General features: G+C 37.1%; 12 protein-coding genes and 1 tRNA gene. All 13 read right to left on the reverse strand.

The genetic code is table 11. The features are described 5' to 3' along the window. Positions 1-25: 25 nt before the first annotated feature. Positions 26-1,105, reverse strand: a complete 1,080-nt coding sequence (locus RMR19_RS08690; RefSeq protein ID WP_310603098.1) for an ABC transporter substrate-binding protein — start codon at positions 1,103-1,105, stop codon at positions 26-28. Between the two features lie 20 nt (positions 1,106-1,125). Further along, a complete protein-coding gene (locus RMR19_RS08695) occupies positions 1,126-2,352 on the reverse strand; it encodes a radical SAM protein (protein WP_310603099.1) in 1,227 nt (408 codons plus the stop codon). Positions 2,353-2,489: 137 nt separating this feature from the next. Then, on the reverse strand, positions 2,490-3,563 hold the full coding sequence (locus RMR19_RS08700) for an ABC transporter substrate-binding protein (RefSeq protein WP_310603100.1): 1,074 nt from the start codon (positions 3,561-3,563) through the stop codon (positions 2,490-2,492). 192 nt (positions 3,564-3,755) lie between these two features. After that, positions 3,756-4,187: a pyridoxamine 5'-phosphate oxidase family protein gene (locus RMR19_RS08705; protein ID WP_310603101.1), complete on the reverse strand. Its 432-nt coding sequence runs from the start codon at positions 4,185-4,187 to the stop codon at positions 3,756-3,758. Between the two features lie 55 nt (positions 4,188-4,242). Continuing rightward, positions 4,243-4,314, reverse strand: a tRNA-Cys gene (locus tag RMR19_RS08710). A gap of 947 nt (positions 4,315-5,261) precedes the next feature. Then, entirely contained in the window at positions 5,262-6,458 is a 1,197-nt protein-coding gene (locus RMR19_RS08715; protein ID WP_310603102.1) for a radical SAM protein, read from the reverse strand. Positions 6,459-6,924: 466 nt separating this feature from the next. After that, positions 6,925-8,223, reverse strand: coding sequence for a nitrogenase component 1 (locus RMR19_RS08720; protein WP_310603103.1), 1,299 nt, complete (start codon positions 8,221-8,223; stop codon positions 6,925-6,927). 1 nt (position 8,224) lies between these two features. Then, positions 8,225-9,646, reverse strand: coding sequence for a nitrogenase component 1 (locus RMR19_RS08725; RefSeq protein ID WP_310603104.1), 1,422 nt, complete (start codon positions 9,644-9,646; stop codon positions 8,225-8,227). 13 nt (positions 9,647-9,659) lie between these two features. After that, on the reverse strand, positions 9,660-10,535 hold the full coding sequence (locus RMR19_RS08730; protein ID WP_310603105.1) for a nitrogenase iron protein NifH: 876 nt from the start codon (positions 10,533-10,535) through the stop codon (positions 9,660-9,662). A gap of 28 nt (positions 10,536-10,563) precedes the next feature. Next, entirely contained in the window at positions 10,564-11,742 is a 1,179-nt protein-coding gene (gene metK, locus RMR19_RS08735) for a methionine adenosyltransferase (protein ID WP_310603106.1), read from the reverse strand. Between the two features lie 175 nt (positions 11,743-11,917). Then, positions 11,918-12,067 (reverse strand): YezD family protein, encoded by a 150-nt coding sequence (locus RMR19_RS08740; RefSeq protein WP_310603107.1) that lies wholly within the window; start codon positions 12,065-12,067, stop codon positions 11,918-11,920. Between the two features lie 35 nt (positions 12,068-12,102). Beyond that, complete coding sequence (locus RMR19_RS08745) at positions 12,103-12,876, reverse strand: ABC transporter ATP-binding protein (RefSeq protein WP_310603108.1); 774 nt, start codon at positions 12,874-12,876, stop codon at positions 12,103-12,105. Further along, complete coding sequence (locus tag RMR19_RS08750; RefSeq protein WP_310603109.1) at positions 12,869-13,645, reverse strand: ABC transporter permease; 777 nt, start codon at positions 13,643-13,645, stop codon at positions 12,869-12,871. The genes RMR19_RS08745 and RMR19_RS08750 overlap by 8 nt, the downstream gene beginning before the upstream one ends. Positions 13,646-13,972 lie beyond the last annotated feature (327 nt).

Genomic DNA, 13,972 nt, shown 5'->3' on the forward strand with positions numbered 1-13,972 from the left:
TTGTAATGTGCAAAGGCATACGCTACTACTTTTTACTCAATTCTTTAAATGCTTCCGTATAGAAAGTAGCATTTTCCCACGTCTCAATATCAAAGCTTTCTACTATTAATTTGTTATCTAATAAAAATTTTAACGTATTCTCTTTATTTTGGATATCTGCTTCACTACTTCCAATACTGTAATAGTTGTCGCCATCTGGATAGAGATATCTATAGGACTCTTCACTTTCACCTGTACTTAACCATTGATTTCGTATGGTATCTTTTTCTTCCTCACACAAATTCCTTGCCTTAACTAATGCTCGAATAAATGCCAGTATAATATCAGGGTTTTTCTCGATATATTCAGTACGTGCAACAATATAACTTCCGGAACTCCACTCTGGATGTTCCCTATAATCGCATACCACCTTGTATCCTTGCTCCACCAATCGAGTCAACGTAACCCCACCTACTACCGCAGCATCTACATTACCAGTTACTAAAAGTTCCGCACTGTCTTGTGCATTCGCATTTACAAATTCGATATCACTCTCTTTCATCCCTACGTCACTCAACATATACTGTAATATTCGATGCATAAACGCTCCTCGCTGTGTTGCAATTTTCTTTCCCTTCAAATCCTGTACTGAATGATACGTTTCATCGCCCACCACTAAAGATGCCCCATTATTCAAGCCACTGTATGCAATAATTTGAGTATCAATTCCTGATGCTTTACCTATTACTGCTGGAACATCTCCAAGCACTCCGATATCCAAATCTTTCGTTGCTAACGCTTCATTAATTGCTGGACCTGCACCTGTCATGGGGACTAATTCTACCTTTACTCCAATTGCATTTAACTCTTCTTCAATAAAACCTTGATCTCTTGCAACACCTAGCGTATCCGAAAGTACACCCCCACCCGTTACATCAACGTAACCAATCTTTACCGTGTCAGACTTATGCCCTGTAGGAAAATCTGTAGCTGGGGCAAGTTGTGATTGTGTATCCACATCAACGACTTGCTCCTTATTGGAATTAGATTTCTTAGCGCAAGCGCTAATTAACAGTATGGTTGCCAAAATGAGAGCTATTTTTGCTATTCCCTCTTTCCTCTTCAATCAAAATCCCCTCCATCTAATTATTCAATAAACTCTACATTTTCCAAATTAATTAGTCCATCTTCAATTCGATAGATCTCATGTATCACAAAATTACCTGCACATGTATTGGATAATTGTTCATATGTAATACCGTTCTTTCTTAACGTACTTGTTATTCTATTCTGTACTTCCCAGTGCCAGTCAAATGTAGGGCTTTGATGTCCTTCCAATTTTGAACCTAGATTTGGCCCCCAAGGGGTTGCCGTCGCCACAATACCTTGTGATGATAATGTTTCAATCCCATCTAATAGATACTCTTTTGGCTCTAATCCAGCTACAAAATTACTTCTAACATTACCTTTACCAAATACCTCTACTGCGTAAGTTAACGCTTCTCTCCAATGTTCATAACCTCCGCATTCTTTTGCCTTACCAGGGCAGATTGCATGGAAGAAATCTTTATTCCAAACTTCCAAGTTAAACGCAATGGAGCTAAATCCTGCTTCCTTATATTTCTCAATTGTTGTCAAATCTCTTGGCGCTCCAATACACGCTGTTCCATTGAAATCATCTCTTCCAAGCTTCTCACGAATACTTTCCGCAACGTCAAGATAATAGTCAACCTCTCGTCTTTCTGGAATAAATCCCCCTGTAATTGTTACATGCTCATAGCCTTCTGCATATGCAGCTTTCACCGTTTCTCCAATCTGAAGCGGAGTCTTCCATTGCACACCGTCTCGTTCTCCATATCTGTTTTTCGTTGCATTGATATTACAGAACAGACAATCCAATCCTTTATCTTTAAGAGAACATTCATTGCTATATGCAATTGTTATTATCTTATGGTTGTGTGCTCTATTTCCTTGGTCGCTGGCAATTGTTTTCATCGCTACCCCATCAGAAGTAGTTTGACCATAGAACTTAGGTGCTTCCATAAAATACAGTCTTAACAATTTTGAATTATTATCTGCTATATAATAAGCATCTTGCTCTCTCTCGATATGATAAGTGCCTCTCTTATTCAATCCACTGTACACTTGAAAACCGCTTTCTGTATAGTAAGAAGAAGGGATATGATATCCCACTGTAGAATCTTTTGATGGATCCATACATAGATGCAATAATTGCAATTCAGGGTGTTTCTCAATTAAATCCTTGAACGTATCTGGTTCAAAAGAAATTCCCTTTATCGGAAGTTGTAACGTTAATTTTAACTCCTCATATAATTCATCTTTGCTTTTTACTTTATTAATTATTTTGCTCATTGTAATAACCATTCCTTTCTCTTAACCTGAAAACTTTAAGTCACAGGCACAATTTTGCATGTGAAAAATCAAGATTTTTCACACTGTTCCCTTTTTCCGAAACAATACTTCGCAGTGTCATACATTCTACATTACATCTACTTCGTCACTTCCAGTAATGCCTCTTTATAATAGCTATCGTTAACAAGTTCCTTCATATCAACACTCTCACCAATTAAACCATTCTCTTTTAGAAATATCTCTACTTCTTGCAATCGTTCTATCCACTTTTCCGTAATTTCACCCGATAGATTTGAAAATGCTTCCGTCTTATTCCCGTATACCTCCTTTGCAATATCATGACTAATTCTATCATTTACAAATGCATCAATTGCCTCTTCTTCATGGCTAACCGCATACTGATACCCTCGGATATACGCCTTTAAGAATGCTGTTGTAACTTCTTCATTCTCCTGCAAATACTCATTCCTTGCGACTAGTACTAACTGGCTAATCAACTCCTTGTGACTATCTGTTGTCGATTCAATAACACGTATCGGAAACTGCTTTTCAATCAATAACGCCTGTATCGTAGTCGTTACCAAAGCATCTGCATTTCCACTTGTAAATGTTGCCGAAGCGGTAGCCACATCATTTACTACATTAATGTCTTTAAAATCTAAATCATTGGCTTGCAAAACTCTTCTAAAGTACTCATCAAGCACTGTTCCTTTACCACTGATTACAGTCTTCCCTTTTAAATCCTCTACTGTCTGAATCGTTGAATTTTCTGGAACAATAATACACTGGTCTAAGTTTGAATCTGTCATAGCAATGATAGAAACATCAACTCCATTTGATTTCAATACAATCGGTGGTAGATTGCCATAGATAGCCATGTCTATGCTTTTTCCTGCAAATGCTTCATTAATCGCTGGGCCTGCCTGTGCAAATCCAAAAACCTCTAGTTCATAACCAACTGCTTCTAACTCTTCTTTAAGATAATTTTGCTGCTGTGCAATCAACAAGATTCCTGATAATTCATTGCTCTCTGTTGTTAACGCCAATCGTAATTTCTTTAGCTCACCTTCCTCATTTACCTCTTGTGCATTACTATCACTTGTTACTTCCTTACTGCTTGCATTTCTACCACATGAGGTTAATACAAACGCTATAACTATCAAATACAATCCACTTAAAATGTATTTCCATAGATTCTTTATATTTTTCATATCAGCCATCTCTCCATTATCATATATTCTAGGTACTTATTCCTGTCTACATCCTTCAACCTTCAAGTTATCATTCTAATCAACTACAGATTCTAAACAAAAAAGGCTAGTGCAACATAAATAATTTATGTATGCATTAGCCTCTAGTTATCTAGTCAGATTCCTTTAATTTGTTGTAACTATTCTTAGTCTCTACTGAACAGTCACGATTCTCTCTTTAATTGGAGCAGAAAAATCCACAATCTTCAATTTCTCTGCTATAACTTTATACACATGTTGCTTACTTCCATCAAGGTTCAATTGAGGTCTTCTTTTCTTAATAATATCAACCGCCCCTTGAAACTCATCCTCCTTAACAGGATACGCCTTCCCATAGATTGTAACGTTCTTAAAATTAGGCATCTTCTGCCCTTCATGTTGAACAAGAATTGTAACATTCGGATTATGCTCCAACTGCTTCACCTTATTCGTATCCTTCCCTGTACCAAAATACAAAGCATTGTCCTCAAACTGAAAACCACCAATCGCCCTAATATCTGGATTCCCTTCTTCATCAACCGTAGTCAACACAATTGACTGACTCTCTGTAATGTACTTACTAATTTCTTGATTATCGATACTCATATTATCACCTATACCTTTCGTTATGTTTATTAATTCATAATTACATATATTGAAATGGTGCCCACCGGATTCGAACCGATAATCTAAGTTTTGCAGACTCTTGCCTTTCCCTGTTGGCTATGACACCATATTTTTCTTATGTTAAAATCCTTTCAAGCTTATACAATAATCTATTCCAATTTAGACTTCAAAAACTTTCAATCTAAAACTGTTGCTTTTGATAAATTACTTCATTACCCTATCTAGTAAAATATTCCAAAACAATTACATACGATGTATCTACCCATAGACGATTATTTTTTATTTATCAGATACATTATTTTCACGAATTCTAAAGTGCGTTTGAAAAATGCTTTTACTGGGCTGTGCACTCCACTTAGTGGGGTAGAAGTTTAAAATTCAGGAGGCATAGCAGGCTATGTTGACTAAATTTTAAACTTTCAGACCGCTGAGTGGAGGGTGCAGGGCATCGGAATAATTTACCAAACACGCCCTAGCCCCAAAACTCCAATCAAAGTCAACGTTACACAAACAGTGAATATTGCAGGCTGTTTTTCCTTCAATAATCTCTCCGTACTTGTGTATCAAAAAATTATCCGTCCAAAACTCAATTACCTTAATCTGCTTCTTCGCTGCTGTATTATAGCTAAGAAACGATAGCGAAATACCTATAGCACTTCTTAGTGTGTACTTAACACCCTAGGAAGGCGAGGCACGGACGCCGAGCCAGTCTGAGCTAGGGTGTGTCTAAAAATGCTTGTACTGAGCTGTGCACTCCACTTAGTGGGGTGGAAGTTCAAAATTCAGGAGGCGTAGCGGGCTACGTTGACTGATTTTTGAGCTTTCAAACCGCTGAGTGGAGGGTGCAGAACAGTGCAATGATTTTTCAGACATACCCGAGGGCAGGATGCCGAATCGAAGGCGTTTCCGCAACATACGAACACTTCTCCGTACACACTTAGAAGTACTTAGGTATGCAGCGTGTTTCGTGCTATAATACAGCAGCGAAGAAGCTATGAAAACCCAAAAAGTTTTGCACTCACACCCTCCCCCTACACAAGTACTCCTCAGTCTTTATTGATGGAAAACAGGCAACAATTCATCGTCAACTTTGTAGAAATCGTGGAGTAGAAGTGCACCAGGAGTTGCATTGTAAACTTGTTCATAAGTGCGACCATATTTTCTAAGAATACGGTAAATTCTTTGTTGAACGTCCCAATGCCATTCAGGAGTAGGAGTTCTATGCCCTTCAAATTTCGAACCAATGTTAGGAACCCAGTTAAATGCAGCTGTTGCAACAACGCCTTTCTCAGCTAATGTTTCAATACCTTCTAATAGGTATTCTTTCGGTTCTAACCCCGGAACAAAGTTACTACGAACATTTCCAACGCCAAATACTTGAATTGCGTAATCAATGGCTTTTAACCAATTATCATATCCACCGCATAATTCTGCTTTACCAGGGCAGATTGCTCGGAAGAAATCTTTATTCCATACTTCTAAGTTAATACCGATTGTACTAAAGCCAGCTTCTTTATATTTCTCTAATACTGCTAAATCTTGTGGTGCTCCAATACAAGCTGTTCCATTGAATGTATCTGTTCCTAGATATTCACGAATTGTCTCTGCTGTATCTAAGTAGTACTCCACTTCACGTCTCTCTGGAATAAAACCACCTGTAATCGTTAGATGATTATAGCCCAAATCATATGCCGTTTTCACTGTTTCTGCTATTTGTTTCGGATTCTTCCATTCAATATTTTCTTTCTCAGCAAAGCGGTCTTTTGTTGCATTGATATTACAGAACAGACAATCAAGCCCCTTATCTTTTAGCGCACATTCATTACTGTATGCAACTAAAATCTGCTTATCTCCAAACTGACCATCTCCTGCTGCAACAATCGTTTTCATAGATGTGCCATCAGAAGTCTTCTTACCATATATCGGAGATGCTTTCGTAACCTCTATCTTTGATAATCTCTCACCATCTTTCTTCAAGATGATATCACCATTTTCCTCTTCCAGATAATATGGTGAGCGAGAATTCTTATTCAATGAAGCACCAATACCATGCTCGAATCGAAATCCTCCTGGTACCTCGATATCAGCAGTATCATCAATTGAGAAATCCATACAGTTATGTGCTACCGCTATGTTGGCATCTTTCTCAAGTGCACTTTTAAATATCTGTGGATCAAATCGAACACCTTCAACTCCAGTGTTATTTCTAAGTTCAATTTCCTTATACAATTCTTCTTTTAAATTACTCATATATATCTACCCCTTTCACTTAATTAATATTTTTGATTCAAGTATCAACAAGATTAAAAACAACCTCGACAGTGAATACTTGGTAATATTTATTCATTGATCAATCTACTCGTACTTGTGTATCAGTACAATAGATATGCAAAACTTCATTACTTATCTTGCTTCTTTGTTGCTGTCCTATAATAAAGAAACGGTAGTGAAACACCTATAGTACTTCTTAGTGTGTATATTCACAGCCTAGGAAGGCGAGGCATGGATGCCGAGCCAGCCTGAGCTGAGGCAGGATGCCGAATCGAAGGCTGTTCCGTAAGTTTTCGATAGCTGCTATTACACACTTAGAAGTACTTAGGTGTGTAGCGTGTTTCGTATTATAGGGCAGCAACGAAGAAGCTGTAAAACATATCAAAGTTTTGCTTCCAAAAAGTATCCTACACAAGTACACGAATTACCTACAAATGAATAAATATTACCTAGACAACAATAAACTACTCAAATCCTCCAACAAACGAATCGCTCCTTCATACCCCACATCACTGCTGTTAAGAATCACCTTACTATAAGCAGGATAAGAAATCGTCTCAAAATATGCCTCACTACGCTCTGCTGTCTCTTTTTCCAAGCTACTTCCTAATACAAGTTCCGGTTTTGTGTCCTCTATAATTTGATTAATCTCTCTTGTATTCTTCTTGTAGTAAATCTCGTCAGCAAGTGATTTTAGTAACTCGCTTGGCTCTTGCTTTTTCTCTTCTCCTACAAAATCTGTTATAACAATTGCTCGAATCTCCATACCAAGATAGGTAGACAAGAAGTCCGCATATCGAATTGTTGTACTTTCATCACCAACGATAACTACGCTTTTCTGAAATTCATAGTCATAATAGTATTCTGCTATTTGCTCTAAACTGTAGCGGAATCTCTCTCTTTCTTTATCTAAGAATTCCTTGGCAACATCTATATTAATATTCAATTCTGACGCTACGACAGAAATCAACTGCTCTACTGATTCAGGTCCAATCCCTAAATTTTCAACTACTATGTATGGTGTTCCATATAGACTTTGAAGCTTCTCTGCTGCCTGAGCTCCCCATTTAGAAATGACAATATTCAAACTTGCTTTGTTAAGTCTTCTCCAATTCTCAATAGATTGTTCATATCCAAACAATTTGTTGACTTCAACTCCAAGTGGCTTTAATACTCGCTCTATCTCATTGAGATTTCCTTGCCAGTAGATATCCTGTTCTGGAATTATCCCAAGTATATTAACACGAATAGGGCTGTTCTCTGCTTCGTCTTCAACATCTTCATATAACGTTGGTAACTTCTCAATTAATGCATCTACAAGTCCTTGATATCCTATATATTGGTCTCCTTTAAATCCTGGGGCTTTATAATTGATTGCCTTTTCGCCTTGGTCAATAATCTCCTGTGTCATGGAAAGACTATCGTCTCCAACCATTTCTGATTCACATCCAGATAATGTGAGAAATAATTCCCCGTTTATTATCTTTACCGTATTCTTAATCTGCTCACGTAACCTTGATGTACCACCGAAGATAACCTGCTTCTCATAGACATTTGAACTTGGTATTTCATAGCCTTGGATATCTGTTGCTGAAACTGCTCCTACTTTTTTTGCAATATCATGTTGTAATCCACAGCCAGGAGTCGCATGTATTATCGGTACAACTCCTTGTATCTGCGTTGCTGTTTGTATTGCACCATGCAGATTACAACCATATCGACTTCTCTCTATGCTCTTTGACACTCTACTTCACCTCCTGCTTGATATACCAATTCGTACTCTTCTTCGTCCAACCATCTGTATAGACTTTCTTCGAACCATCTTTGATATAGTTTGTATAAGATACACTTCTCTTTGCACGAGTAAGACTTTCAACAAAAGTCTTAATTCCCTGATAGAAGAAAATGTTTTTATTACCTATCGGTATTGGAATAACCCCTTGCTTTGCTCCAAAGCTACCCTTTGCCTGTTCGGATATATAGTAGGTCACTTGATTTTTAGCAAATATATTGGCTAATTCAAACAATTGTCCTTCACCAACTTGAACGTAAAGCGACTTCTTCCAGTGCTTTAAATTCTCTTTATTGCCTTCATCAACAAATGGTATCGTTATTCCAACAACCTCACCACCAAGTTCTTCTACTAGTTCAACCACACTACCTGCTAAACTAGCAGGTAAATTGATATAAACTCGTTCTCCCTTTAGTGGTTGCTTTGCTATGTAGCTTTGAACCTTTTTCTCTTCCTCTTTAATAAATGCTTCTACTTTTTCCTGAATACTTAACTGCTTTCCTAACTGACTAAGCCATTTACTTATCGCATTTGTTCCAATCGGTGCTTGTGCCTTGATTTCTGGTATCCCTCGTTCTCCTAGCCCTTGCAGCAATACTTCTGCTTCCTCATTGTTCAATGCGATAGTGGCAACACTTTTGCTTGTATTTCGAATTTCATCAACACTTGCATATCTTGGTATTACATTTGCTTGAAGTCCTAGCTGTTCTAATACTTGCTCTGTCTCTTTCTTTGTCTGCCTACTCAATGTCGTACCAACAATCGTAACCAGATTATCTGAAACATCTTCCCTATTTGCTATCAGATATTTTCCAATTCCATGTAACACAATATCGCTACCGTTAATACCTGCCTTTGACTTAAATCCATCGGTATTAATTTGAATAATCGGAATCTCTAACTCATCTTGTAATTCTAAAATTACAGAGGTAATATCATCGTTATTAATTGCTACAACAGCAGTTCCTACAACAAATATTGCTTTCGGTTTATTTTCATGATAAGCACGTTCTACGGTAGCTCTTAACTTCTCATCGCCACCCATAATCGTATCTCTTTCATTCAAGTTAGTGGAATACCATGTAAATGTATCATCTATCTCTACTTGCTTCCTGTTCTGAAATTCATTTCCAAGCATCGCAGCACTACATCCAATTGCTCCATGAATGACAACTGCGATATCCTTAATCGTACTTAGAAGATTAAGTGCAACTGTTAATTCATCTGCTGCTGTTTGCGAAAATGTACGTATCCTTTGACGGATATCCGTAACCTCTAAATCTTCTCGTAAGTTTTCGGTAGGACCATAATAGGCCGTAATCGTCGAATTTCGCTTCTCTCTCGCTATCAATTTTCGTTCATCTAAAATTCCCATAATGTCCTCCCTTCTAAATGGATTCTGAACCGCTAATTACCCCTGTTTCAAGGTCATATATCTTATCTCCCCATTCTCTTGCCCAATCCTTTAATTCTGTTACACCTAATGGATTTGGTACAACTAAATCTTCGCTTTCAGCAATATATTTTGCTAGGTTACGATAGATATCAGCATGTGGGTCTTCCGGATGCGCTTCAATCACTGTTTTTCCAAACAACTCACTTTGCGATACAACTAAGGAACGGGGAACATATCCAACTGCTTTTGTTCCTGTTTTTGCTGTAAAATCATCAATAATTGATTTCGAATAACCAGCAGATAAGCCATTTCCAATTACACCACCAAGTTTTGCCCCGCCTGATGGAGCATATTTATTGATAGCTTTAAATAGATTGTTCGCCGCATAGATTGCCATAAAGTCGGAGGAACTTACAACATATGCACGATCCGTAATTCCATCTCGTATTGGAACAGCAAATCCACCACATACAACGTCTCCAAGGACATCATATAATACATAATCAGGCTTGAATTCCTCGAATAAGTTCAATTCCTGCAACAAACTAACTGCTGCATTAATTCCACGTCCTGCACAACCAACACCAGGTACTGGCCCGCCTGACTCAATACATAACACACCTTTGAATCCTGTTACCGAGATATCATCAAGATGAATCTTCTTACCTTCTCTTAAACTATCTAACACGGTAGGCAAATAATTATTTCCTCGTAATGTATTTGTTGAGTCACTCTTAGGGTCACAACCTATCTGAATCACTCGGTATCCTGCCTCTGCTAAAGCGGCACTAATATTTGAAGTAGTGGTTGACTTTCCAATACCACCTTTGCCATAAATGGCTATATGTTTTCCTATTTTCTCACTCATAATTACGCTCCTAACTGTTCCTATATTTTTATAATAACGCTTTTATCTCACCAACTTTGTTTAATGCTTCCCATGGAAGTTCAATATCCGTTCTTCCAAAATGTCCGTATGCTGCTGTTTGCTTATAGATTGGTCTTCTTAAATTCAATGCATTAATAATTGCCTCTGGGCGTAAATCAAAAACTTTCTCAATGACTTCAACAATCTTCTCATCTGAATACTTTCCAGTACCAAAGGTATCAACTGCAATGGATACAGGCTTTGCAACTCCGATTGCATAGGCAAGTTCTATCTCTGCTCTATCTGCAATTCCTGCTGCAACAATATTTTTTGCTACCCATCTTGCTGCATATGCTGCAGAACGGTCAACTTTTGTTGGGTCTTTTCCTGAGAATGCACCACCGCCATGTCTGCCAGTACCGCCATAAGTATCTACAATAATCTTTCTTCCTGTTAATCCGGCATCTCCTTGAGGCCCTCCAATTACAAATCGTCCTGTAGGATTGATAAAATATTTTGTATTCTCATCTAATAAATCAAGTGGTAGCACTTCTCTAATTACATGTTGAATTACATCTTTTTTAATTTGTTCTAATGTCACAACTTCGCTATGTTGCGTTGATATAACAATTGTATCAATTCTAGCTACTTTACCACTCTCATCAAACTCAACTGTTACTTGTGATTTTCCATCTGGTCTTAGATATGGCAGAATTCCTTGCTTTCTTACTACTGTTAATCTTCTTGTCAAACGATGTGCGTAGGAGATTGCTGGTGGAAGATACTCTTGTGTTTCATTCGTTGCATACCCAAATATAATACCTTGGTCACCTGCTCCTGTTCCGAAGTCTTCCTCTACTCCCTCTTGTTTTGATTCATATGCCTTATCCACTCCTAATGCAATGTCCGCAGACTGTTCATCAATGGAAGTAAGTACTGCAATCGAATCTGCATCAAAACCACCTGCATTTCTTGTATAACCAATGTCACGAATCGTATTTCGAACTACCTTGGCTATGTCTACATACGCATCTGTTGTAATTTCACCTACTACTAATGCTAAACCTGTTGCAACTGTTGTTTCTGCTGCTACTCTTGAATAAGGATCTTGCTCTAATAATGCATCTAAGATTGCGTCTGATATTTGATCTGCTATCTTATCTGGATGCCCCTCTGTTACTGATTCTGATGTAAATAATTTTCCCATATGAAATCCTCCATTTTTACAATATTTTTTTCTTGTTTTATAAAAATAAATTAGAACGATTATGTCCTAAACATACAAACATTTTTATCATGAATTCCTTTTAAATTCAAAAAGAGGTTCCAAATGATATAACACCATTTGAAACCTCTAGTTTTCTAGTCAGTTAAACGTTATTTTATTTTAATCGAACTTTCTCATTCTTCTCAATCTGAATGACATTTCCGTCCTGTACTATAATTGTAACCGAACCGTATTGAATCGTCTCAAGGAATTCCCTTATTTTAGCTATTGATGCATCACTAACAACATTCTTCTTTACTCCCATAATAGTTTGCCTCCTTATATTTCAATACGTTGAAACTATAGGTTATACTCGATTGTTTCCTCTGACTCTTCAAAGAAATGATTCAAAATCTTTTTCTTATAATAGCTAAACTCTGAGCTTCCCCTGTTTCTAGCGGCTGATGACTCAATCGTCAATATCGATTTAATCTCCCCTGGTCTTGCTGACATTACAATAATTCTTTTTCCAAGATAGATTGCCTCATCAATATCATGAGTAACCATAATCATTGTTGTCTTCTCTTCTTTCTGAATCCGCAAGATTTCCTTCTGCATCTGGATTCTTGTTAGGGCATCTAGTGCACCGAACGGCTCATCAAGAAGTAATATACTTGGATTTGCTACAAGACCTCTAGCTATTGCTGCCCTCTGCGACATACCACCTGATAATTGACTCGGATATGCATTTTCAAATCCTTTCAGCCCAACTAGTTCAATATGTTTCTGCACTAGGTTTTCTCTTTCCGCTTTATCCAGATTCTTAATTCCAAATCCTATATTATCCTTAATCTTTAACCAAGGTAATAATCGATGTTCTTGAAATACCATTCCACAATCGGTATCTGGCTGCGTTACTTTCTTACCATTACGTATAACTTCTCCCTCTTCATAGCCAACCAATCCTGCAATAATCTTTAGCAATGTACTTTTACCACAGCCGCTGTGACCAACTATCGTAATGAACTCCCCTTCTTGCACATTGAGATTAATGTCTTTTAGAATGTGAACCTCTTGCTTGTTAACAATAAATTTTTTATCCAGATTTTTAATCTGTAATATCTCTTTAGCCATTTGCCTTCCCTCCATTTCCTCTCTCCCATGGAGTTAATGCTCGGAACAATACTGTTAATCCCTTATCCATAATAATTCCAACTAAACCAATTACTAACATACATACAATTACAATGTCTGATCTCATTAAGCTTCTTGCATCACTCATTCGGTAACCAATTCCTGATGTTGCTGCGATTAATTCAGAAGCAACAACTGCCATCCATGAAACACCTAAACTTAATTTTAATCCAACTAATATCTGTGGTAATGCATGTGGTAAATATACTTTTACAAATGTTTTTATCTTGCTTAGTTTATATAACTTCGCTACCTCTATGTACCCAACCGGTGTACTCTCAACACCATTCAATGTATTGACCATGATAGGGAAAAATGCTGCTATTACAATAATAACAACTTTTGATTTTTCACCAATACCACACCATAATATAATAAGTGGAATCCATGCAATCATTGGAATCTGACGAATAACCGTCGTGATTAAACCGAATAACTTCTTAACGAAAGGAAACATTCCCATTAGTATTCCAAGCACTCCACCAAGTAAAATGGAACATGCATACCCTTTCGTAACTCTCAGAAAACTAACACCTAAATCCTCTTGTAATTGTCCTGTCTGCACCATTGTTCCAAATGCTTTTCTCACTTTTGATATACTTGGTAAAATGCTTGATGGTGTATCCGTATATGTAGTAGCAATATGCCAAGCTATTACAATTATAATCGGAATAATTAACTGTATTCCAATATCTCTAATCCTTTTCATGAAATTCCCCCTTCGGCTCCTAATCTTGTAACTTCTCTTTTGTTTTCATTTTTTTGTTTCAAATACTTTTCATACATTTCATATAATGTTACTATGTTTTGCTTTTTAAGTATAATATCCTACTTTCCATACATTGTCAATATGTTTTATATATTTTTTTATTTTTATTTATAGTTATTTAAAACTATATCTTTAGCAAGTACGCCTCCATAGCGGATTGTTTATTAATTTACAGAGTGCACTTTTCTATAAAGATTCGGGTGTTAAAAGGTTAATAATGACCTTAGCACTGAATACTTCGTACTCTTTATTCATCGCTTTATCTGT

This window comes from Anaerosporobacter sp. (assembly GCF_031551385.1).
GTDB lineage: Bacteria > Bacillota > Clostridia > Lachnospirales > Lachnospiraceae > Anaerosporobacter.